Below are 19,803 nucleotides of genomic sequence, written 5' to 3' on the forward strand. Positions count from 1 at the left end.
GGTGCCGGTCGGCGCGCAGGTGCTGCGCCCGGGCGCGCTGGCGGTCGACATGATGTACGGCCCCGCGGCCGCGGGCTTCCTGCAATGGGCGCAGGCCCACGGCGCCGTGGCGCGCGACGGCCTCGGCATGCTGGTCGAGCAGGCCGCCGAATCCTTCGAGATCTGGCGCGGCGTGCGTCCGCCTTCGGCCCAGGTGCTCGACGAACTGCGCGCGCGGCTCGCCGCCGCCTGAAGCACCGCATGAAGGCCGCGCTGCGCTGGATCGCCTGCCTGCTGCTGGCCGGCCTCGCGCTCGAGCTGTTCTTCGTCGTGCGCATCGCGGCCATGGCGGTCATCGATCCGCAGAGCACCGCCTTCCAGCGCTCCGAGGCCTGGCAGATCGCCATCCACAAGGGCAGCGAGGGCGCGTGGCGCCAGGAGTGGGTGCCCTATGCGCAGATCAACGACAGCCTCAAGCGCGCGGTGATCGCGAGCGAGGACGCCAGCTTCATCGACCACGACGGCGTGGAATGGGAAGCCATCGAACGCGCGCGCCAGCGCAATGCGCGCGCCGAGGAACTGGCCGCCAAGCGCATGGCACGCGCGGCCGCGCGCGGCAAGACGGTGCAACCGGCACCGCTGCGCGGCGGCTCCACCATCACGCAGCAGCTCGCGAAGAACCTGCTGCTGTCGGGCGAACGCACCATGCTGCGCAAGGGCCAGGAGCTGGTGCTCGCCGTGCTGCTCGAGACGCTGCTCGACAAGCGGCGCATCCTCGAGATCTACCTCAACAGCGTCGAGTGGGGCGAAGGCGTGTTCGGCGCCGAGGCGGCCGCGCAGTACTACTTCAGGAAGCCGGCCGCGCGCCTGAGTTCGTACGAAGCGGCGCGCCTCGCGGTGATGCTGCCGAGCCCGAAGTTCTACGAGCGCCGGCCCAACTCGCCCTACCTCAACGGACGGGCATCGACGATCGTGGCGCGGATGCCTTCGGCCGACCTGCCCTGAACAGGGCCTCGCCCGCGAGCACCGCGGCGAAGCCGATCGCATAGGCCAGCACGTCCCACCAGTCGGCTGTGCTGCCGAGCACGATGCGCAGCGCGCGATTGGGAATGTGCAGCTGCCACGCGGCCGCCAGGTACTGGCCCAGTTCCACCAGCAGCCCCACGCCGAAGGCCGCGAGCGCCAAAGGCAGCACGCGCGCCTCGATGAAGGCCTTGAACACCAGGTAGACCCAGACCACGGCCAGCACGTCGCCGAGGAAGCTGCGCACCCAGCCCCAGCGCGCGCCCACGGTCGCGAGCAGTGCCAGCAGCACGAACAGGGCCGCGGCCCCGGCCAGGGAAAGAGGAGCAAGACGCCATCGCATGCCCCGTATCATCGCCTCCATGTTGGCGAAGCTCGTGGGATGGTTGCTGTTGGGCGTGGTGCGATTGCTCACCGGTGCCCAGGCGCGCTGGTACGGCTGCCCGCCGAAGGCCGAGCAGCGCATCTATTTCGCCAACCACCAGAGCCATGCCGACCTGGTGATGATCTGGGCCGCGCTGCCCGAGGAGCTGCGCAGCATCACGCGGCCGATCGCGGCGCGCGACTACTGGGCCAACACGCCGGTCAAGCGCTGGATCACCACCGAGGTGTTCAACGCGGTGTACGTGGAGCGGCAGGCGGCCGCCGGTTCGCCGCCCGCACCCGCCGTGCCGGTCGTGGCCGAGACGCCCGTGCCGCCTGTCGCGGCGCCCGCCGCCGCCGAACGCATCGAGCCGTCGATGGAGCCGCTGCTGCCGCGCTCCGCGCCCGTTGACACGGCGCCGGTCCGCACGGAGATCCAGGGCGAACTCGACCTGCCCGCGCAACCGGTCTCCGTACCCGAAGCGCCCGCAGCACCGCCCGTGCTCCCGGCAGCCCGCGAGGCCGACCCGCTCGCCCCGCTGATCGATGCGCTGCGCAGCGGCGACTCGATCATCATCTTCCCCGAGGGCACGCGCGGCCACACGGGCGAACCGCAGAAGTTCAAGTCGGGCCTCTACGCGCTCGCCACCCAGTTTCCCGAGGTGGTGCTGGTGCCGGCCTGGATCGACAACGTGCAGCGCGTGATGCCCAAGGGCGAGATCGTGCCGGTGCCGATCCTCTGCTCCGTCACCTTCGGCGCACCGATCCGCGTCGAGGCCGGCGAGGAGCGGCGTCCTTTCCTCGACCGCGCGCGTGCCGCAGTGATCGCCTTGCGCGACGTTTGAAGAAGAATGAACCAGTTCCTGCGCAGCCTCAGCCCCACGCAGCAGGTCGCGGCGCTGTTCCTGATCGTCTTCGGCGTGCTCGTGATCGTGAGCACCGCCGCCTTCTTCCTGAGCTTCAGGGAGCGGCGCAACCCGGTGCACGACGCCGCCTGGCAGGCCGAGCTCGCGCACTTCCGCAAGCTGCTGGGCACCACCTGGTTCATGGCCGTGATCTTCTGGATCGGCTGGGCGCTCGGCGAGACCGTGGCCACGGTGCTGTTCGCGCTGATCGCCTTCTTCGCGCTGCGCGAGTTCATCACCCTCTCGCCCACGCGGCGCGGCGACCACCGCAGCCTGATCCTCGCCTTCTTCGTCGTGCTGCCGGTGCAGTTCTGGCTCGTGGCCACCGCGCGCTTCGACCTGTTCACCGTGTTCATCCCGGTCTACGTGTTCCTCGCGATCCCGGTGGCCAGCGCGCTGGCCGACGACCCGAGCCACTTCCTCGAGCGCAACGCCAAGCTGCAGTGGGGGATCATGGTCTGCGTCTACGGCATGAGCCACGTGCCGGCGCTGCTGCTGCTGAGCTTTCCGGGCTACGAGGGCAAGAGCGCCTTCCTGGTGTTCTTCCTTGTGTTCGTGGTCCAGACCTCGGTGCTGGTGCAGCACCTGATCTCGCGCCGCAGCCAGCGCGCGCCCTTCGCGCCCAACGTGAGCCGCAGCTTCAACTGGACCAGCTGGGGCATCGGCATCGCGGTGGCCAGCCTGGTGGGCGCGCTGTTCTCCTTCATCACGCCCTTCAAGTTCGGCCAGGCGCTCGCGGTCTCGGTCATCGCCTGCATCGCGGGCTCGATGGGCCACCTCGTGATGAAGGCGCTCAAGCGCGATCGCGGCATTCCCAACTGGGGCCAGAAGGGCGTGGGCGTCACGGGTGCCAACGGCCTGCTCGACCGCGTCGATGCGCTGTGCTTCGCGGCGCCGATCTTCTTCCATTCCGTGCGCTGGTACTTCGGGGCCTAGAGAACATATGCGCATCCTGGGCATCGACCCCGGCCTCAACACCACCGGCTTCGGCATCGTCGACGTCGACGGCCATGCGCTGCGCTACGTGGCCAGCGGCACCATCAGCACGCGCAGCGTCACCAGCGGCAGCCTGCCACAGCGCCTCAAGGTGCTGTTCGACGGCATCGCCGAGATCACCGAGCGCTACCGGCCCGACGCCTCGGCGGTCGAGATCGTGTTCGTCAACGTCAATCCGCAGTCCACGCTGCTGCTGGGCCAGGCGCGCGGCGCCTGCGTGACCGCGCTGGTCACCAGCGACCTGCCGGTGGCCGAGTACACCGCGCTGCAGATGAAGAAAGCGGTGGCGGGCCATGGCCAGGCGGCCAAGGCACAGGTGCAGGAGATGGTGAAGCGCCTGCTCGACCTGCCGGGCCTGCCGGGCAGCGACGCGGCCGACGCGCTGGGCATCGCGATCACGCATGCGCAGGTCGGGCGTTCGCTGGCGCGGCTGGCGGAGGCCGCCACGCTGACGACCTCGACGACCGGGCGCTACCGCCAGGGGCGCTCGCGCTGAGGCGCCGGCGCGCTCAGGAAGCGATGACCCGCATGCCGCGGCGGTTGCGATGGCCGCGTTCGCCGCGCGCATGCTGCGGCGGACGCCGGACCAGCAGCGGCACCTCCACCAGCCGGTACGACAACTCGGCCAGCACGGCGGTGGCCAGGCAGGCCAGCAACACGCCCTCGCGCGGCTGCAGCACACTGTCGAGCATCAGCCGGCGCGCGAACTCCATCACCGACAGATGGACGACGTACATGCCGTACGAACGCTGGCTGGCCCAGCGCACCAGCGCCTCCATGCCCCGGCCCGGCCGCCGCATCCGCACGACGGCCGGAAAGCACAGCGCGAAGCCCGTCGAGGTCAGGCTGAAGAAGCCCGCGCGCCACGACGCGCTCTGGTAGGAGGCCGGCTCCAGGCTGCTCAGCACCGAGGCACCGACCAGCGCGAGGCCCAGCGCCAGCATCGGCTGCGCGAGCGCATCGCAGGCCCGGCGCCGGCTGCGCATCAGCCAGGCCATGGCCACGCCATAGGCGATCGCGTCGAGGCGCAGCAGCACGACCTTGCGAATCCGCGCGTCCCAGTCGGCGGCGACCGCGTCGTCGGCGATCCAGCGCGCCAGCAAGGGCAGCGCGATGAAGAGCGCGCAGCTGATCCAGAGGGCCCGCGAGGCGCGCATGACGCCGGCCAGCGCGATCAGCAGGCTGGCGAACAGCAGGTAGAACCACTCCTCGACCATCAGCGACCACGAGACGTCGAACCAGGCGCTGGTCATGGGCCAGGCCAGGTTCTGCGTGAAGCTCAGGAAGAACCAGGGCCATCGCGTGGCACCGGCCCAGGTCCCGTACAGCAGCAGCACGCCGAGCCACAGGTAGTACAGCGGGACCGTGCGCATCCAGCGCCGCACCAGAAAGGTCCACAGGGCCCGCGGGCCGGCGCCCTGCTCGAGGATGTCCAGCAGCAGGCCGCCGATGAGGAAGCCGCTGAGGACGAAGAAGAGTTCGACGCCCAGAGTGCCCAGGACACCGACCAGCGCCGAGCGGCCGCCCCAGAACACCAGTTGCAGATGACTGACGAGCACACCGCCGATGGCCAGTGCCCGCAGAAGATCCAGCCCGAAAACCCGCTCCCCGCCCCGTTTTTCTGCCTCCGCCCCGGCCACGCCGCCAACGCCACCCTGTTGCGATGGAGTCATCCGTCCCTCCCCGATCAAATTTTTTCGGGGCGGATATTACAAAAGGAATTCTTAACGAAATCTCCTCCGGACGGAGGAGCGTAGATCGCCATCCACGCGGCGAAGGGAGACCGGCGGTGCCGGTCCGGATCAGGCCACGCGCTCGGCGATCAGCACCGCGAAGAAGCCGCAGGCCGCGAGCAAGGTCCACTTGAGCACGATCCAGCCGAAGCGCCGGTACTTGGGTTGGCCGGTGCCCGCGTAGAACGCGAACGAGACGCCGGCCATCAGCAGGAGGAACAGCAGGGCCCAGCGAAAGAGGAGCATGCGAGGTGGATCGGCCGCGGCTCGCCTACCAGGCGCGGGCGACTTCGTTGAAGCCGCGCGGCGCGCGCTTCTCGTCCGCGAAGGTCACGATCTCGTAGGCGTCGTCGTGCGCGAGCAGTTCGCGCAGCAGCTTGTTGTTGAGCGCATGGCCCGAACGGAACGCGGTGTAGGCCGCGAGCAGCGGCTTGCCGATGATGTAGAGGTCGCCCATCGCGTCGAGGATCTTGTGCTTCACGAACTCGTCGTCGTAGCGCAGGCCGCCGGCATTGAGCACCTTGGTGTCGTCCATCACCACGGCGTTGTCGAGGCCGCCGCCGAGCGCGAGGCCCCGGGTGCGCATGTACTCGACGTCTTTCGTGAAGCCGAAGGTGCGCGCGCGCGCGATGTCGCGGCTGTACGAATCGCTGCCGAGATCGAACTCCACACGCTGGCCCGTGGAATTGACCACGCGGTGGTCGAAGTCGATCTCGAAGCTGAGCTTGTAGCCGTGGTACGGCTCGAGGCTGGCCCATTTCTCGTTGGCGCCGTCGCCCTCGCGCACCTCGACCTTGCGCAACACGCGGATGAAGCGCCGCGGCGCCTTCTGGAACTCGATGCCCGCGCTCTGCAGCAGGAACACGAAGGACGAGGCCGAGCCGTCGAGGATCGGTACCTCGTCGGCCGTGATGTCGATGTAGAGGTTGTCGATGCCCAGGCCGGCGCAGGCCGACATCAGGTGTTCGACGGTCTGGACCTTGGCGCCGCCGGTGGAGACGGTCGAGGCCAGCCGGGTGTCGGTGACCGCCTCCGCGGTCATGCGGATCTCGGCGGGTTCGGGCAGATCGACGCGGCGGAACACGATGCCCGTATCGGCCGGGGCGGGACGCAGCGTGAGTTCCACGCGCTGCCCGCTGTGAAGCCCCACGCCCACGGCGCGGCTGATCGACTTGAGGGTTCGTTGTTGCAGCACGCCTGCGATTTTAGGCGCGCGACGTGCGTGGCGCGCCAATCCCCTGGCTATTACACCCATAGGCATCGTTCGATCGGCATAGCCGGGCTCACTCCGCAAATGGACGCAAAGGGATGAAGAAAACGCGCCTGATACAGGCGGGAAGGCTTTATCTGGGCCTCCTCCTGCGCCTCTTGCGAGTTCTTCAAACCCTCTGCGTCCGGTCGGGCCCGCCGCGCGGCATCTCTTTCGAAATACCCGCGACGGGCCCTGGTCCGGTTCTCAATCGGCTTGGCGACGCAGGAAGGCCGGGATCTCGAAGTCGTCCATGCCGCCCGAGGACAGCGCGTCGACCTTCGCGGCCGCCATCGTGCGGTTGGTGCGCCACACGCTGGGCACGGCCATGCCTTCGTAGTTGGGCTGGTGGCCGCCACCGCCGTGGCCGGTGCCCATCGAGGGCACGTTGAACGGGATGTTGTCGGTGCCGGTGCGGATCACCTCGAGCGTCGGTGCCTGGCGGCGCGCGTCGGCGCGCGACAGGCCGGTGGCGACCACGGTCACGCGCATCTCGTCGCCGAGGGCGTCGTCGTAGGCCGCACCGTAGATCACGTGCGCATCGGGCGAGGCGTAGGCGCGGATGGTGTTCATCGCGAGCTTCGACTCGTTGAGCTTCAGCGAATTCTTCGATGCGGTCACCAGCACCAGCACGCCCTTGGCGCCCGAGAGGTCGATGCCTTCGAGCAGCGGGCAGGCCACGGCCTGCTCGGCCGCGATGCGCGCGCGGTCCGGACCCGAGGACACGGCCGTGCCCATCATCGCCTTGCCCGGCTCGCCCATCACGGTGCGCACGTCCTCGAAGTCGACGTTCACGCCGCCGTACTCGTTGATGATTTCCGAGATCCCGCCCACGGCGTTCTTCAGCACGTCGTTGGCTTGCGCGAAGGCTTCTTCCTGGGTGATGTCCTCGCCCAGCACGTCGAGCAGCTTCTCGTTGAGCACCACGATCAGCGAGTCGACGTTGGCCTCGAGCTCGGCCAGGCCGGCTTCGGCGTTGGTCATGCGGCGGCCGCCTTCCCAGTCGAAGGGCTTGGTCACCACGCCCACGGTGAGGATGCCCATTTCCTTCGCCACGCGCGCGATCACCGGCGCGGCGCCAGTGCCGGTGCCGCCGCCCATGCCGGCCGTGATGAACAGCATGTGCGCGCCGTCGATGGCCGCGCGGATCTCGTCCACGGCGGCTTCGGCCGCTTCACGGCCCTTCTCGGGCTTGCTGCCGGCGCCCAGGCCGCTCAGGCCGAGCTGGATGTTGCGCTGCGCGCTGCTGCGCTGCAGGGCCTGCGCATCGGTGTTCGCGCAGACGAACTGCACGCCCTGCACGCCGCGTTCCATCATGTGCGCGACCGCGTTGCCGCCGCCACCGCCGACACCGATCACCTTGATCTGCGTGCCCTGGTTGAACTCTTCGACTTCGATCATTTCGATGGTCATCTTCTACTCCTTGAATCTTGCAGTTGCCGTTGTCTATGAATGAATCTTTTTTGGGGTACCCGACGAGAACGAATTCATCGTCGTGATGGTGGACCTGTTCGTCGCCATCGCTCGTTGAAATGCAAGGGTGGGCTGCCGCGCGCAAGCCAGAGTGGGGAGTGGCTCATGGTCAGAAGTTCCCCACGATGAAGTCCTTGAAACGTCCGAACGCGGTTTTTACCGACCCGTTCTTCTGTGCCACCTTGAAGCCGCGCATGCGTGCGAAGCGGGCCTCCTCGAGCAGGCCCATCACGGTGGCCGCGCGCGGCTGCGCGACCATGTCCGAGAGCGCGCTCGAATACTTCGGGATGCCGCGGCGCACGGGCTTGAGGAAGATGTCCTCGCCGAGCTCGACCATGCCGGGCATCACCGCGCTGCCGCCGGTGAGCACCACGCCCGAGGAGAGCACCTCCTCGTAGCCCGACTCGCGCACCACCTGCTGCACCAGCGAGAAGATCTCCTCGATGCGCGGCTCGATCACGCCGGCCAGCGCCTGCTTGCTCAGCATGCGCGGACCGCGGTCGCCGAGGCCGGGCACCTCGACCTGCGTGTCGGGATCGGCCAGCAGCTGCTTGGCGAAGCCGTTCTCGACCTTGATGTCTTCCGCGTCCTTGGTCGGCGTGCGCAGCGCCATCGCGATGTCGCTGGTGATCAGGTCGCCCGCGATCGGGATCACCGCCGTGTGGCGGATCGCGCCGTTGGTGAAGATCGCGACGTCGGTGGTGCCGGCGCCGATGTCCACCAGCACCACGCCGAGCTCGCGCTCGTCCTCGGTCAGCACCGCCTGGCTCGAGGCCAGCGGGTTCAGCATCAGCTGGTCGACCTCGAGGCCGCAGCGGCGCACGCACTTGATGATGTTCTCGGCCGCGCTCTGCGCGCCGGTCACGATGTGCACCTTGGCCTCGAGCCGCATGCCGCTCATGCCGATCGGCTCCTTCACGTCCTGGCCATCGATCACGAACTCCTGCGGCTCCACCAGCAGCAGGCGCTGGTCGCTCGAGATGTTGATGGCACGCGCGGTCTCGACCACGCGCGCCACGTCGGCCGGCGTCACTTCCTTGTCCTTCACCGCCACCATGCCGCTGGAGTTGATGCCGCGGATGTGGCTGCCGGTGATGCCGGTGTAGACGCGGCCGATCTTGCAGTCGGCCATCAGCTCGGCTTCCTTGAGCGCCTGCTGGATGCTCTGCACGGTCGCGTCGATGTTCACCACCACGCCGCGCTTGAGGCCATTGCTCGGCGCGATGCCGAGCCCCGCGAGCTTGAGCTCGCCGCCGGGCAGCACCTCGGCCACGACCACCATCACCTTCGCGGTGCCGATGTCGAGGCCGACAACCAGGTCTTTGTATTCTTTGGGCATCGATATGTCCTCGGTATTCGTCTATTTCTTCTTGGGCGTCTTGGGGTCGGTCACCACGGTGGTGACGCCGCGCAACCGCAACGCATAGGCGTCGTTGTGGCGCAGGTCGGCGCCCTCGACGTCCTCCATGGTCCGGCGGTACTGCCCCGCGACCTGCGTCACGGTCTTCAGGAAGCGCTGCAGCCGCGCCGCCACCTCCTCGCCCTGACCCCGGCCCAGTTCGATCGTGGCGCCGCTGTCGAGCTGCGCGCGCCAGCTGCCCCGGCTCGACAGCGTGAGCGCGTCGAGTTCGAGGTCGTAGGGCGCGAACATCGGCTGCAGCACGCGGTACATGCCCAGCACCTGTCCGGCCTGCTCGATCGGGCCGTCCAGCCGCGGCAGCTTGTCGTCGACCTCCGCCACGTTGGCCTCGAACACATCGCCGAAGCCGTTGATCAGCTTGGAGCTGGCTTCGTCGCCCCAGTTGGCCACCGGCACCTGCTCGGTCAGCGTCACGCGCAGCTTGTTCGGAAACTCGCGCCGCACCACCGCGCTGCGCACCCACGGCACCGACTCGAAGGCGGTGCGCGCACGCGCGAGGTCGACGGTGAAGAAGTTGCCGTTGAGCTGCGGCGCCACGTTGGCGCGCAGGGTGACGGCGTTGTTGTGCGTCACCTCGCCGTCGACCTTGATGCCCGCGATCGGAAAGAAAGGCTGGCGCAGCACCCACCAGGCGCCCGCGGCGAGCAGCATCAGGCCCACCGCCACGAATGCGAGGTTCGCGACGATGTTCATGAGCTTGACGTCGAAGGGCGTGGGGATGCTGTCGGCCATCTTCAGTGCGCGCCTCCCGTGGCGTCGAGCGTGGCCGTGGCCAGCACGCGCAGGCAGAGTTCCTCGTAGGCGATGCCCGCCGCGCGTGCCGACATCGGCACCAGCGAATGGCTGGTCATGCCCGGCGAGGTGTTCATCTCGAGCAGGAAGGGCTTGCGGTCGCTGGCGCGGATCATCACGTCGGCGCGGCCCCAGCCGCGGCAGCCGAGCGTGCGATAGGCCGCCAGCGTGATGCGCTGGATCTCGCGCTCCTCCGCCTCGGGCAGGCCGCTCGGGCAGTGGTATTTCACATCGTCGGTGAAGTACTTGTTCTGGTAGTCGTAGGCGCCCTCGGGCGCGGCGATGCGCACCACCGGCAGCGCATGCGCGTCGAGGCCGCTGCCGAGCACGGCGCAGGTGACTTCCTCGCCCTCGATGAACTCCTCGCAGAGCACGTCGGCGTCGTAATTGACCGACAGCGTCACCGCGTCCTGCATCTGCGAATAGCCCTCGACCTTGGTCACGCCGATCGAAGAACCCTCGCGCGGCGGCTTCACGATCAGCGGCAGGCCCAGCACGTCGGGCACGGCCATCACCTGTTCGCGGCTCTGCTGGTCGAAGGCCAGGCGCACGTACTTGGGCGTGGGCAGGCCGTCGGCCTGCCAGATGCGCTTGGTCATGACCTTGTCCATCGCCACGCTCGAGGCCATCACGCCCGAGCCGGTGTAGGGAATGCCGAGCATCTCGAGCGCGCCCTGCACCGTGCCGTCCTCGCCGTGGCGGCCATGCAGCGCCACGAAGCAGCGCGCGAAGCCCTCGCGCCGGAGCTCGGACAGGTCGCGCTGCGACGGGTCGAAGGCATGGGCATCGACGCCGCGCGAGCGCAGTGCCTCGAGCACGCCGGTGCCCGACATCAGCGAGACCTCGCGCTCGGCCGAACTGCCGCCGAACAGCACGGCGACCTTGCCGAAGAGTTTGGGATCCTGAAGGCTCACGACGCCTCCCCCTTGTGCGCAGCGTGCTGCGATGTCGTGGATGAAGAAGATGCGGCCACCGCCGGCGCCGCGCCGAGCTCGACCACCTTGCCCGGCACCGCGCCGATGGAGCCCGCGCCCATGCACAGCACCACGTCGCCGGCACGCGCGTTGTCGAGGATGGCCTGCGGCATCGCGGCGATGTCGTCGACGAACACCGGCTCGACCTTGCCGGCCACGCGCAGCGCCCGCGCCAGCGTGCGGCCGTCGGCCGCCACGATGGGCTGCTCGCCGGCCGCGTAGACCTCGCCGAGCAGCACCGCGTCGGCGGTGCCGATGACCTTGACGAAGTCCTCGAAGCAGTCGCGCGTGCGGGTATAGCGGTGCGGCTGGAAGGCCAGCACCAGGCGCCGGCCCGGGAAGGCACCGCGCGCGGCCGCGAGCGTGGCGGCCATCTCCACCGGGTGGTGGCCGTAGTCGTCGATCACGGTGAAGCTGCCGTCGCCGGCCCGGGCCGCGACCTCGCCATAGCTCTGGAAGCGCCGGCCCACGCCCTTGAAGTCGGCCAGCCCGCGCTGCACCGCCTCGTCGGCGATGCCGAGCTCGACCGCCACCGCGATCACCGACAGCGCATTGCGCACGTTGTGCTCGCCCGGCAGGTTCAGCACCACCGGCAGGTCCGGCAGGGTCACGCCGTTGCGGCGCTGCGCGGTGAAGTGCATCTGGCCGCCGACGGCGCGCACGTCGACCGCGCGCACCTGGGCGTCCTCGCCGAAGCCGTAGCTGGTGACCGGGCAGGTCACGTCGGCCACGATCTCGCGCACCGCCGGATCGTCGGTGCACAGGATCGCCGTGCCGTAGAAGGGCATGCGGTGCAGGAAGTCGACGAAGGCCTTCTTCAGCTTGCCGAAGTCGTGCCCGTAGGTCTCCATGTGGTCGGCGTCGATGTTCGTGACCACCGCCATCACCGGCAGCAGGTTCAGGAACGAGGCGTCTGATTCGTCGGCCTCGACCACGATGTAGTCGCCGCTGCCGAGCTGCGCGTTGGCGCCCGCGCTGTTGAGCCGGCCGCCGATCACGAAGGTGGGATCGAGCCCCGCGGCCGCGAGCACGCTCGCCACCAGGCTGGTGGTGGTGGTCTTGCCGTGCGTGCCGGCGATCGCGATGCCCTGCTTCAGGCGCATCAGCTCGGCCAGCATGACGGCGCGCGGCACGACCGGGATGCGCTTCTCGCGCGCGGTCAGCACCTCGGGGTTGTCGGCCTGCACCGCGGTCGAGGTCACGACCGCGTCGGCACCCTCGACGTTCGAGGCCGCATGGCCCACGAAGGTGCCGATGCCCAGGCCCGCGAGCCGGCGCAGCGTGGCGCTGTCGGACAGGTCGGAGCCGGTGATGCGGTAGCCGAGGTTCAGCAGCACTTCGGCGATGCCGCTCATGCCGGAGCCGCCGATGCCGACGAAGTGGATGTGGCGAATCGCGTGTTTCATCGTGCCAGCTCCTCGCAAGCGCGCACCATCGCTTCGACGGCCTCGGTTTTCTGCATCGTCCTGGCGCGTTCGGCGCGTTCGATCAGTTCGGTTCGTTGTGTCTTCTGTAGCAAATCGGCCAGCAATTCAGGGGTGAGATCGGTCTGTTGCACCAGCCAGCCGCCGCCGGCATCGACGAGGAAGCGCGCGTTGGTGGTCTGGTGGTCGTCGACCGCGGAAGGAAAAGGCACGAACAGCGCCGCGGCGCCGACGGCCGCGATTTCGGTCACGGTGCTGGCACCGGCGCGCGCGACGATGAGGTCGGCCTCGGCATAGGCCAGGGCCGTGTCCTCGATGAAGGGCGTGAGCTCGCCCTCGACGCCGGCGGCCGCATAGTTGGCGCGCAGCTCGTCGATCTGCTTGGCGCCGCTCTGGTGCAGCACCTGCGGGCGCGTGCCCGGCTCGATGCGCGCGAGCGCCTGCGGCACCACCGCGTTGAGCGCCTTGGCGCCGAGGCTGCCGCCGACCACCAGCAGCTTGAGCGGACCGCTGCGGCCCGCGAAGCGCTCGGCCGGCGCCGGCTGCGAGGTGAAGGCCGCGCGCAGCGGGTTGCCGATCCACTGCGCCTTCTTGATCACGTTGGGAAAAGCGGTGAAGACGCGGTCGGCCACGCCCGCCAGCACCTTGTTGGCGAGGCCCGCGACCGAGTTCTGCTCGTGCAGCACCAGCGGCTTGTTGAGCAGCACGCCCATCATCCCGCCCGGAAAGGTGATGTAACCGCCCAGGCCTACGAGCACGTCGGGCTTCACGCGGCGCACCACGCGCAGGCTCTGCCAGAAGGCACGCAGCAGGCGCAGCGGCAGCAGGAACAGCGTGAGCGGACCCTTGCCGCGCACGCCGCCGAACTGCACCGGCTCGAAGGCGAAGCCGCGCGGCGGCACCAGCTTCTCTTCCATGCCGCCGGGCGCGCCCAGCCAGTGCACGCGCCAGCCGCGCTCGCGCAGCGCCTCGGCCACGGCGAGGCCCGGGAAGATGTGGCCGCCGGTGCCGCCGGCCATCACGAGTGCGGTGCGGCCGGTCATACGCGGCCTCCCCGCATCAACACACGATTCTCGTAGTCGATGCGCAGCACGATCGCCAGCGCCACCATGTTCATCAGGATCGCCGAGCCGCCGAAGCTCATCAGCGGCAGCGTGAGGCCCTTGGTCGGCAGCGCGCCGAGGTTCACGCCCATGTTGATGAAGGCCTGGAAGCCGATCCACACGCCCACGCCCTGGGCCACGAGGCCCGAGAACACGCGGTCCAGCGCGATCGCCTGGCGGCCGATGTGCATCACGCGGCGCGTGAGCCAGAGGAACAGGCCGATGATCAGCAGCACGCCGACCAGGCCGAACTCCTCGCCGATCACGGCCAGCAGGAAGTCGGTGTGGGCCTCGGGCAGCCAGTGCAGCTTCTCGACGCTGCCGCCGAGGCCGACGCCGAAGATCTCGCCGCGGCCGATGGCGATCAGCGAGTGCGAGAGCTGGTAGCCCTTGCCGAGCGCGTGCTCCTCGCTCCACGGATCGAGGTAGGCGAAGATCCGCTCGCGCCGCCACGGGCTGGTGGCCACGATGGTGCCGAAGGCCACCACCACCAGCGCGGCGATCACGAAGAACATGCGCGCGTTCACGCCACCCAGGAACAGGATGCCCATCGCGATCACCGCGATCACCATGAAGGCGCCCATGTCGGGTTCGGCCATCACCAGCATGCCGACCACCACCACCGCGATGCCCATCGGCAGCACGGCGCGGAAGAAGCGCTCCTTGATCTCCATCTTGCGCACCATGTAGCTGGCGGCATAGAGCACCATCGCGACCTTCGCGAGCTCGGAGGGCTGGAAGCGCATGAAGCCCATCGGCAGCCAGCGCCGCGCGCCGTTCACGCTGATGCCGATGTGCGGAATCAGCACCGCCACCAGCAGCAGCAGCGAGGCCACGAACAGCCAGGGCGCGGCGCGCTCCCAGGTCTTCATCGGGATCTGGAAGGCCAGCAGCGCGGCAATGAAGGCGAATACCACCGAGGCCGCATGCCGCGTGAGGAAGTACGAGGCGCTGTAGCCGGCGCGCGCGAAGCGCGGGTTGTCGGGCAGCGCGATCGAGGCCGAATAGACCATGATCAGGCCCCAGGTCAGCAGCGCGACCGTGACCCACACCAGCGCCTGGTCGAAGCCCAGCACGCGGATCGGCGTGGCCTTGGTCTGCGTGAAGCCGGCGCCGCCGAGGCGCACCGGCAGGTGCACCGGCAGCGCATCGATGCCGCTGCGCGCGCGCCGGAACCAGCCGCTGAAGCGGCCGGGCCGGGTGTTGGGCGTGGCGCCCGCGGCGGCGGAGTTCACGATGCCGGTCCTTCCGTCGAATCGGTTTCCCCGAAGTCGCGCGGCTCGTCCTCGAGCGCCTGCACGGCCTCGCGGAACACCGCCGCGCGGTGCGGGTAGTTCTTGAACATGTCGAAGCTCGCACAGGCCGGTGACAGCAGCACGGCATCGCCGGGGTGGGCGCGGCGCGCGGCCAGCTGCACGGCCTCGTGCATCGAGCCCGCATGCATCAGCGTGACGCCGGTGGAAGCCAGCGCGGCCTCGATCAGCGGCGCGTCGCGGCCGATCAGCACCACGGCGCGCGCGTACTGGCGCACCGGCAGCGCGAGCGGCTCGAAGTCCTGGCCCTTGCCCTCGCCGCCGAGGATCACGACCACGCGGCGGTCCTCGCCGAGGCCGCCGAGCGCCGCCACGGTGGCGCCCACGTTGGTGCCCTTGCTGTCGTCGAAGTACTCGACGTCGTCGATCAGCGCCACCGGCTCGACGCGGTGCGGCTCGCCGCGGTACTCGCGCAGACCGTAAAGCATCGGGCCGAGCGGGCAGTCGGCCGCGTTCGCGAGCGCCAGCGCGGCCAGCGCGTTCATCGCGTTGTGGCGGCCGCGGATGCGCAGCGCATCGGCCGGCATCAGGCGCTGCACGAAGATCTCTTCCTCGACCACCTGGCCGCGCTTGCGCTTCTGCGTCTCGTCGGCCTCGTGCGCGCGCACCAGCCAGCTCATGCCGTTGACGCGCTCGATGCCGTAGTCGCCGGGGCGCTGCGGCATGCTCGCGCCGAAGGTGACGTGCGGCCGCACCTGCACGCGCTGCGCCTTGGGCTTGGCCGGCGCGCGGCGTGCGCCGCGGGCATTCACCACTTCCTCGACGGGCTTGACGGGCTCCTGGCCGGCGGTGGCGAGCATCGCCATCACGGCCGGATCGTCGCGGTTCAGCACCATCAGCGCGGTCTTGCCGAAGATGCGCGACTTGGCCTGCGCATAGGCCGGCATGTCGCCATGCCAGTCCAGGTGATCCTGCGTGAGGTTGAGCACCGTCGCGGCCGCGGGCTCGAAGCCCTGCACGCCGTCGAGCTGGAAGCTCGAGAGCTCGATCACCCAGGCCTCGGGCAGCGTGCCGGCGTCGAGATGCGCGCTCAGCGTGTCGAGCAGCGTCGGGCCGATGTTGCCGGCCACCGCCACGCTCTTGCCGCCGCGCTCGATGAGCTGGCCGGTCAGCGCCGTGACCGTGGTCTTGCCGTTGGTGCCGGTGATCGCGAGCACGACCGGCGTGTAGCCCTTCGCGGGTTCGGGCGCGGGGGCCGGCTCGGGCTGGGCTTCGGGCTGCGGCGCGGGCTCTTCCTCGGCCACGGCCGAGGCGGGATTGGTGGCGGCGAACTCGGCGATCTTCGCGACGAAGTCGGCCGCTTCCTTCGCGGCCGTGGCGACGTAGGGCTTGCCGACCGTGAAGGCCGGCAGGTTCGACGCGGGCTTGGAAGCCGGTGCGGCGACGGGCGCGGCGGGAGCCTCGGACTCGGCGGGCTCGGCCGGTTCGGGCTGCGTGCCTTCGGCGGCCTCCGGCGTTTCGATCGCGGCGGGTTCGGCGCCCTGCGCCTGCGCGGCCTCGACGCCTTCCTGCACCACGGGCGCATCGGCGACCGGCGCCTCGGGTTCGGGCGGCTGCAGCACGGGGACGCTCAACGACGGATCGCGCGGCATCGATTCGGGCACGGCGGCGGGAGCGCGCGGTGCCTCGGGTGCTGCTTCGACGGGCGCGGGCTCGGCGGGCGATGCCTCGCTCGCGGGCGCCACGACTTCGATGGCCTCGGCCACTGCCGGAGTCTCGGGCATGACCGGTTCGATCGCGACCTCTTCCGCAGCGACGGTTTCTTCCGCGACCGGCGCCTGAACTTCGGGCGACACGACAGGCGCCTCCGCCTCGGGCGCCGGCTCGCTCTCGGCCGGCACCGCTGCCTCCAGCGCCAGTTCGCCTTGCGCCGCGCTTTCTTCTTCAACCTCGACCAGCGCCGGCGTCTCGACGATGGCGAGATCCGCCAGCGCACGCGCGAACAGGTCGAGCTCGCCGCCCACCGGCAGGCCGACGGCCCGCGCCGCATCGGCCACCGGCGCGATGGTCTCGGGGCTCAGGCCCGGCGAGCGGTAGACGGCGCGGATGGGCGTGCCCTCGATCAGCGCGGCCGTGAACGGCCCGCCGACGAACACCGCCTCGGGCCACTCGGCACGCAGCGTGTCGAGCAGGGCCGGCGCCTCGCGCGTGTCGGCCACCGTCACCTGCGCGCCATGGCGCGCGCACCAGCGCGCCATCGCCAGCCCGGACGCGCCGAGGCCGAGGATGAGGACGGGGAGGTCTTTCAGGTGCCGCATGCGTCGTCTCTCAGCGCAGCTTCAGCGTCGACAGGCCCACGAGGCACAGCAGCATCGTGATGATCCAGAAGCGCACCACGACCTGCGTCTCGCGCCAGCCGCTCTTCTCGAAGTGGTGGTGCAGCGGCGCCATCTTGAGCACGCGGCGGCCCTCGCCGAAGCGCTTCTTCGTGTACTTGAAGTAGGTGACCTGGGCCATCACCGAGATCGCCTCGACCACGAAGATGCCGCCCATGATGAAGAACACGATCTCCTGGCGCACGATGACCGCGATGGTGCCCAGCGCGCCACCGAGCGCGAGCGCGCCCACGTCGCCCATGAAGACCTGCGCTGGATGGGTGTTGAACCAGAGGAAGGCCAGGCCCGCGCCGGCCATCGCGGAGCAGAACACCAGCAGCTCGCCCGAGCCCGGGATGTTCGGGAACAGCAGGTACTTCGAGTAGACCGCGCTGCCGGTCACGTAGGCGAACACGCCCAGCGCCGAGCCCACCATCACCACCGGCATGATCGCCAGGCCGTCGAGGCCGTCGGTGAGGTTCACCGCGTTGCTCGCGCCCACGATCACCAGGTAGGTCAGGATCACGAAGCCGATGCCGCCCAGCGGATAGCTGACTTCCTTGAAGAAGGGCACCAGCAGGTTGATCTTGGGCGGGAAGTCGAGGTCGAAGCCCGACTGCACCCAGGCGAAGAACAGCTGCAGCACGCGCCAGTTCGAGCTCTCGGAGATGCTGAACAGCAGGTAGAAGGCCGCGAGCAGCCCCACCACCGATTGCCAGAAGTACTTCTCGCGCGAGCGCATGCCCTCGGGGTCCTTGTGCACCACCTTGCGCCAGTCGTCGACCCAGCCGATCGCACCGAAGCCCAGCGTGACCCACAGCACGATCCAGACGAAGCGGTTCGAGAGGTCGAACCACAGGATGGTGGCGAAAGCGATCGCGAACAGCACCAGCACGCCGCCCATGGTGGGCGTGCCGCTCTTGCTCAGGTGGGTTTCCATCGCGTAGCCGCGCACCGGCTGGCCGATCTTCAGCGCGGTCAGGCGCCGGATCACGTACGGACCGGCCACGAGGCCGACCACGAGCGCGGTCAGCGCCGCCATCAGCGCGCGGAAGGTCAGGTACTGGAACACCCGCAGGAACCCGAGTTCCGGCGAGAGGGTCTGCAGCCATTGGGCCAGGCTCATGAACATGAAATTGCGCACCGCCCCCGCATCAGGGACGGCCTCCTTCTTGTTGTGGTTGTGTCTGCGGGGTCGCACCCTGCGCGGCGATGGCCTGGACCACGCGTTCCATCTTCATGGAGCGCGAGCCCTTGACCAGCACGCTGCCGACCAGCGGCAGCCGCGCGAGCACCGCGGCGTTCAGGGTGTCGATGTCCTCGAAATGGCGTCCGCCGCCGACCGTGGCCGCATCGCCCCGCTGGAAGGCGGCGATGCTGTGCTCGGAAGCGCTGCCGAGCGTGTAGACGGTCTCGATGCCGCGCTGGCGCGCCCAGTCGCCGACCTCGGCATGGAATTCGTCCGAGCGCTCACCGACCTCGGCCATGTCGCCCAGCACCAGCAGGCGCGGGCCCGGCAGCGCGGCGAGCACGTCGATCGCGGCGCGCACCGAGTCGGGGTTGGCGTTGTAGCTGTCGTCGACCAGCGTGATGGCGCGGCCGCCGGCCAGCGCGAGCGCACTGGCCTTGGAGCGGCCCTTGACCGGCTCGAAGGCATCGAGGCCGGCGGCGATGGTGTCGATCGACACGCCCGCGGCCAGTGCACAGGCGGTGGCCGCGAGCGCATTGATCACGTTGTGGCGGCCCGCGATGTGCAGCCGCGTGGCGAAGCCGCCGAGCGGCGTGCGCACGCGCACCTGCCAGGCGCCCTGGGTCCATTCGGCATGCTCGAGGCCGATGTCGGCGTCGTCGTGCTCGCCGAAGGTCAGGCAGCGGCGCGCGGCGCCGTCGCGCGCCATGTCGCTCCACAGCGTGGTGAACTCGTCGCCGTGCGGGAACACGGCCGTGCCGTCGTCGGGCAGCGCCGCGAACACGGCGGCGTTCTCGACCGCCACGGCCTCGACGCTGACCATGAACTCCTGGTGCTCGCGCTGGGCGTTGTTCACCAGCGCGATGGTCGGGCGCGAGATGGCGGCCAGCCGCGCGATCTCGCCCGGATGGTTCATGCCGAGCTCGACCACCGCGCGCTGGTGCTGCGCGCGCAGGCGCAGCAGGGTCAGCGGCACGCCGATCTCGTTGTTGAAGTTGCCGGCGGTCGCGAGCGCGCGCTCGGGCTTCGAGGCCATCAGGATGGCCGCGATCATCTGGGTGACGGTGGTCTTGCCGTTGCTGCCCGTCACCGCGATCAGCGGCAGCGAGAACTGCGCGCGCCAGTGCGCGCCGATGGCGCCGAGCGCCACCAGGGTGTCGGGCACCTCGAGGCCGGCCAGGCCCGCGGCCTCGAGGCCGCCGTGCGCGACCGCGGCCACCGCGCCGCTGGCGCGGGCCTGCGGCAGGAAGTCGTTGGCATCGAAGTTCTCGCCCTTGAGCGCGACGAACAGGTCGCCCGTGGCCAGGGTGCGGGTGTCGGTGTGCACGCGCACGATCACGGTCGCGGGATCGCCGACGAGGCGCGCGCCCGGAATCCATTGCTGCAGTTGCGCCAGCGTCAGCGCGAGGGAGATGGTGTCGCTCATGCGCCCCTCCGCTTCGCGAGCGCGTCATGCGCATGGCTGCGATCGGAGAACGGCAGGCGCTGGCCCGCGATCTCCTGCCAGGCCTCGTGGCCCTTGCCGGCGATCAGTACCACATCCTCGGGCGCG

General features: G+C 69.7%; 18 protein-coding genes and 1 pseudogene. 5 read left to right on the forward strand and 14 right to left on the reverse strand.

Features of this window, described 5'->3' with window-relative positions; genetic code table 11:
* Positions 1–232 (forward strand): annotated as a pseudogene (aroE, locus tag AC27VN_RS09745) (shikimate dehydrogenase); the annotation flags it as partial.
* Positions 233–240: 8 nt separating this feature from the next.
* A complete protein-coding gene (gene mtgA, locus AC27VN_RS09750; protein ID WP_208512114.1) occupies positions 241–984 on the forward strand; it encodes a monofunctional biosynthetic peptidoglycan transglycosylase in 744 nt (247 codons plus the stop codon).
* On the opposite strand, the gene AC27VN_RS09755 is transcribed toward mtgA, so the two are convergent.
* Positions 929–1,357 carry a ribosomal maturation YjgA family protein gene (locus tag AC27VN_RS09755; RefSeq protein ID WP_093353695.1) on the reverse strand — a complete coding sequence of 143 codons (429 nt, stop codon included), beginning with the start codon at positions 1,355–1,357 and terminating at the stop codon, positions 929–931. The genes mtgA and AC27VN_RS09755 overlap by 56 nt on opposite strands.
* Before the next feature lie 7 nt (positions 1,358–1,364).
* Here AC27VN_RS09755 and AC27VN_RS09760 point away from each other — a divergent pair, with 7 nt between their 5' ends.
* Genes AC27VN_RS09760 through ruvC form a run of 3 tightly spaced genes read left to right on the forward strand, consistent with a single transcriptional unit; the run spans position 1,365 to position 3,762 of the window.
* Entirely contained in the window at positions 1,365–2,210 is an 846-nt protein-coding gene (locus tag AC27VN_RS09760) for a lysophospholipid acyltransferase family protein (protein ID WP_490876434.1), read from the forward strand.
* A gap of 6 nt (positions 2,211–2,216) precedes the next feature.
* Positions 2,217–3,206: a phosphatidate cytidylyltransferase gene (locus AC27VN_RS09765; protein WP_093353400.1), complete on the forward strand. Its 990-nt coding sequence runs from the start codon at positions 2,217–2,219 to the stop codon at positions 3,204–3,206.
* Between the two features lie 7 nt (positions 3,207–3,213).
* Positions 3,214–3,762 carry a crossover junction endodeoxyribonuclease RuvC gene (ruvC, locus tag AC27VN_RS09770; RefSeq protein WP_093353397.1) on the forward strand — a complete coding sequence of 183 codons (549 nt, stop codon included), beginning with the start codon at positions 3,214–3,216 and terminating at the stop codon, positions 3,760–3,762.
* A gap of 13 nt (positions 3,763–3,775) precedes the next feature.
* Here ruvC and AC27VN_RS09775 read toward each other — a convergent pair whose 3' ends face one another.
* The 13 genes from AC27VN_RS09775 to AC27VN_RS09835 all read right to left on the reverse strand — a co-directional run bounded on the left by AC27VN_RS09775 (position 3,776) and on the right by AC27VN_RS09835 (position 19,677).
* A complete protein-coding gene (locus tag AC27VN_RS09775; RefSeq protein WP_490876435.1) occupies positions 3,776–4,939 on the reverse strand; it encodes an acyltransferase family protein in 1,164 nt (387 codons plus the stop codon).
* 129 nt (positions 4,940–5,068) lie between these two features.
* On the reverse strand, positions 5,069–5,245 hold the full coding sequence (locus tag AC27VN_RS09780) for a hypothetical protein (protein ID WP_172705536.1): 177 nt from the start codon (positions 5,243–5,245) through the stop codon (positions 5,069–5,071).
* A gap of 25 nt (positions 5,246–5,270) precedes the next feature.
* On the reverse strand, positions 5,271–6,194 hold the full coding sequence (gene lpxC, locus AC27VN_RS09785) for a UDP-3-O-acyl-N-acetylglucosamine deacetylase (RefSeq protein ID WP_093353392.1): 924 nt from the start codon (positions 6,192–6,194) through the stop codon (positions 5,271–5,273).
* Positions 6,195–6,455: 261 nt separating this feature from the next.
* Positions 6,456–7,661, reverse strand: coding sequence for a cell division protein FtsZ (gene ftsZ, locus AC27VN_RS09790; protein WP_093353389.1), 1,206 nt, complete (start codon positions 7,659–7,661; stop codon positions 6,456–6,458).
* Between the two features lie 169 nt (positions 7,662–7,830).
* Positions 7,831–9,060: a cell division protein FtsA gene (gene ftsA, locus AC27VN_RS09795; protein WP_093353387.1), complete on the reverse strand. Its 1,230-nt coding sequence runs from the start codon at positions 9,058–9,060 to the stop codon at positions 7,831–7,833.
* 21 nt (positions 9,061–9,081) lie between these two features.
* Positions 9,082–9,873 (reverse strand): cell division protein FtsQ/DivIB, encoded by a 792-nt coding sequence (locus AC27VN_RS09800; RefSeq protein ID WP_093353385.1) that lies wholly within the window; start codon positions 9,871–9,873, stop codon positions 9,082–9,084.
* A gap of 2 nt (positions 9,874–9,875) precedes the next feature.
* Positions 9,876–10,847 carry a D-alanine--D-alanine ligase gene (locus AC27VN_RS09805; RefSeq protein WP_490876436.1) on the reverse strand — a complete coding sequence of 324 codons (972 nt, stop codon included), beginning with the start codon at positions 10,845–10,847 and terminating at the stop codon, positions 9,876–9,878.
* Positions 10,844–12,313, reverse strand: a complete 1,470-nt coding sequence (gene murC / locus AC27VN_RS09810; RefSeq protein ID WP_093353380.1) for a UDP-N-acetylmuramate--L-alanine ligase — start codon at positions 12,311–12,313, stop codon at positions 10,844–10,846. The genes AC27VN_RS09805 and murC overlap by 4 nt, the downstream gene beginning before the upstream one ends.
* On the reverse strand, positions 12,310–13,374 hold the full coding sequence (gene murG, locus AC27VN_RS09815) for an undecaprenyldiphospho-muramoylpentapeptide beta-N-acetylglucosaminyltransferase (protein WP_490876437.1): 1,065 nt from the start codon (positions 13,372–13,374) through the stop codon (positions 12,310–12,312). Before murG ends, murC begins: the two co-directional genes overlap by 4 nt.
* Positions 13,371–14,669 carry a putative lipid II flippase FtsW gene (gene ftsW / locus AC27VN_RS09820; RefSeq protein WP_093353377.1) on the reverse strand — a complete coding sequence of 433 codons (1,299 nt, stop codon included), beginning with the start codon at positions 14,667–14,669 and terminating at the stop codon, positions 13,371–13,373. The genes murG and ftsW overlap by 4 nt, the downstream gene beginning before the upstream one ends.
* Positions 14,666–17,005, reverse strand: coding sequence for a Mur ligase family protein (locus AC27VN_RS09825; protein ID WP_490876438.1), 2,340 nt, complete (start codon positions 17,003–17,005; stop codon positions 14,666–14,668). Before AC27VN_RS09825 ends, ftsW begins: the two co-directional genes overlap by 4 nt.
* Before the next feature lie 10 nt (positions 17,006–17,015).
* Positions 17,016–18,194 carry a phospho-N-acetylmuramoyl-pentapeptide-transferase gene (gene mraY / locus AC27VN_RS09830; protein ID WP_057597027.1) on the reverse strand — a complete coding sequence of 393 codons (1,179 nt, stop codon included), beginning with the start codon at positions 18,192–18,194 and terminating at the stop codon, positions 17,016–17,018.
* A 22-nt stretch (positions 18,195–18,216) separates the two neighbouring features.
* Positions 18,217–19,677 carry a UDP-N-acetylmuramoyl-tripeptide--D-alanyl-D-alanine ligase gene (locus AC27VN_RS09835; RefSeq protein ID WP_490876439.1) on the reverse strand — a complete coding sequence of 487 codons (1,461 nt, stop codon included), beginning with the start codon at positions 19,675–19,677 and terminating at the stop codon, positions 18,217–18,219.
* Positions 19,678–19,803: the final 126 nt, after the last annotated feature.

Source organism: Variovorax sp. 20P10.2.4 (assembly GCF_058244205.1).

Coding starts and splice junctions, on each gene's coding strand:
- mtgA (WP_208512114.1), top strand. CDS start 241: ATGAAGGCCGCGCTGCGCTGGATCGCCTGCCTGCTGCTGGCCGGCCTC.
- AC27VN_RS09755 (WP_093353695.1), bottom strand. CDS start 1,357: ATGATACGGGGCATGCGATGGCGTCTTGCTCCTCTTTCCCTGGCCGGG.
- AC27VN_RS09760 (WP_490876434.1), top strand. CDS start 1,365: ATGTTGGCGAAGCTCGTGGGATGGTTGCTGTTGGGCGTGGTGCGATTG.
- AC27VN_RS09765 (WP_093353400.1), top strand. CDS start 2,217: ATGAACCAGTTCCTGCGCAGCCTCAGCCCCACGCAGCAGGTCGCGGCG.
- ruvC (WP_093353397.1), top strand. CDS start 3,214: ATGCGCATCCTGGGCATCGACCCCGGCCTCAACACCACCGGCTTCGGC.
- AC27VN_RS09775 (WP_490876435.1), bottom strand. CDS start 4,939: ATGACTCCATCGCAACAGGGTGGCGTTGGCGGCGTGGCCGGGGCGGAG.
- AC27VN_RS09780 (WP_172705536.1), bottom strand. CDS start 5,245: ATGCTCCTCTTTCGCTGGGCCCTGCTGTTCCTCCTGCTGATGGCCGGC.
- ftsZ (WP_093353389.1), bottom strand. CDS start 7,661: ATGACCATCGAAATGATCGAAGTCGAAGAGTTCAACCAGGGCACGCAG.
- ftsA (WP_093353387.1), bottom strand. CDS start 9,060: ATGCCCAAAGAATACAAAGACCTGGTTGTCGGCCTCGACATCGGCACC.
- AC27VN_RS09800 (WP_093353385.1), bottom strand. CDS start 9,873: ATGGCCGACAGCATCCCCACGCCCTTCGACGTCAAGCTCATGAACATC.
- murC (WP_093353380.1), bottom strand. CDS start 12,313: ATGAAACACGCGATTCGCCACATCCACTTCGTCGGCATCGGCGGCTCC.
- murG (WP_490876437.1), bottom strand. CDS start 13,374: ATGACCGGCCGCACCGCACTCGTGATGGCCGGCGGCACCGGCGGCCAC.
- AC27VN_RS09825 (WP_490876438.1), bottom strand. CDS start 17,005: ATGCGGCACCTGAAAGACCTCCCCGTCCTCATCCTCGGCCTCGGCGCG.
- mraY (WP_057597027.1), bottom strand. CDS start 18,194: ATGTTCATGAGCCTGGCCCAATGGCTGCAGACCCTCTCGCCGGAACTC.
- AC27VN_RS09835 (WP_490876439.1), bottom strand. CDS start 19,677: ATGAGCGACACCATCTCCCTCGCGCTGACGCTGGCGCAACTGCAGCAA.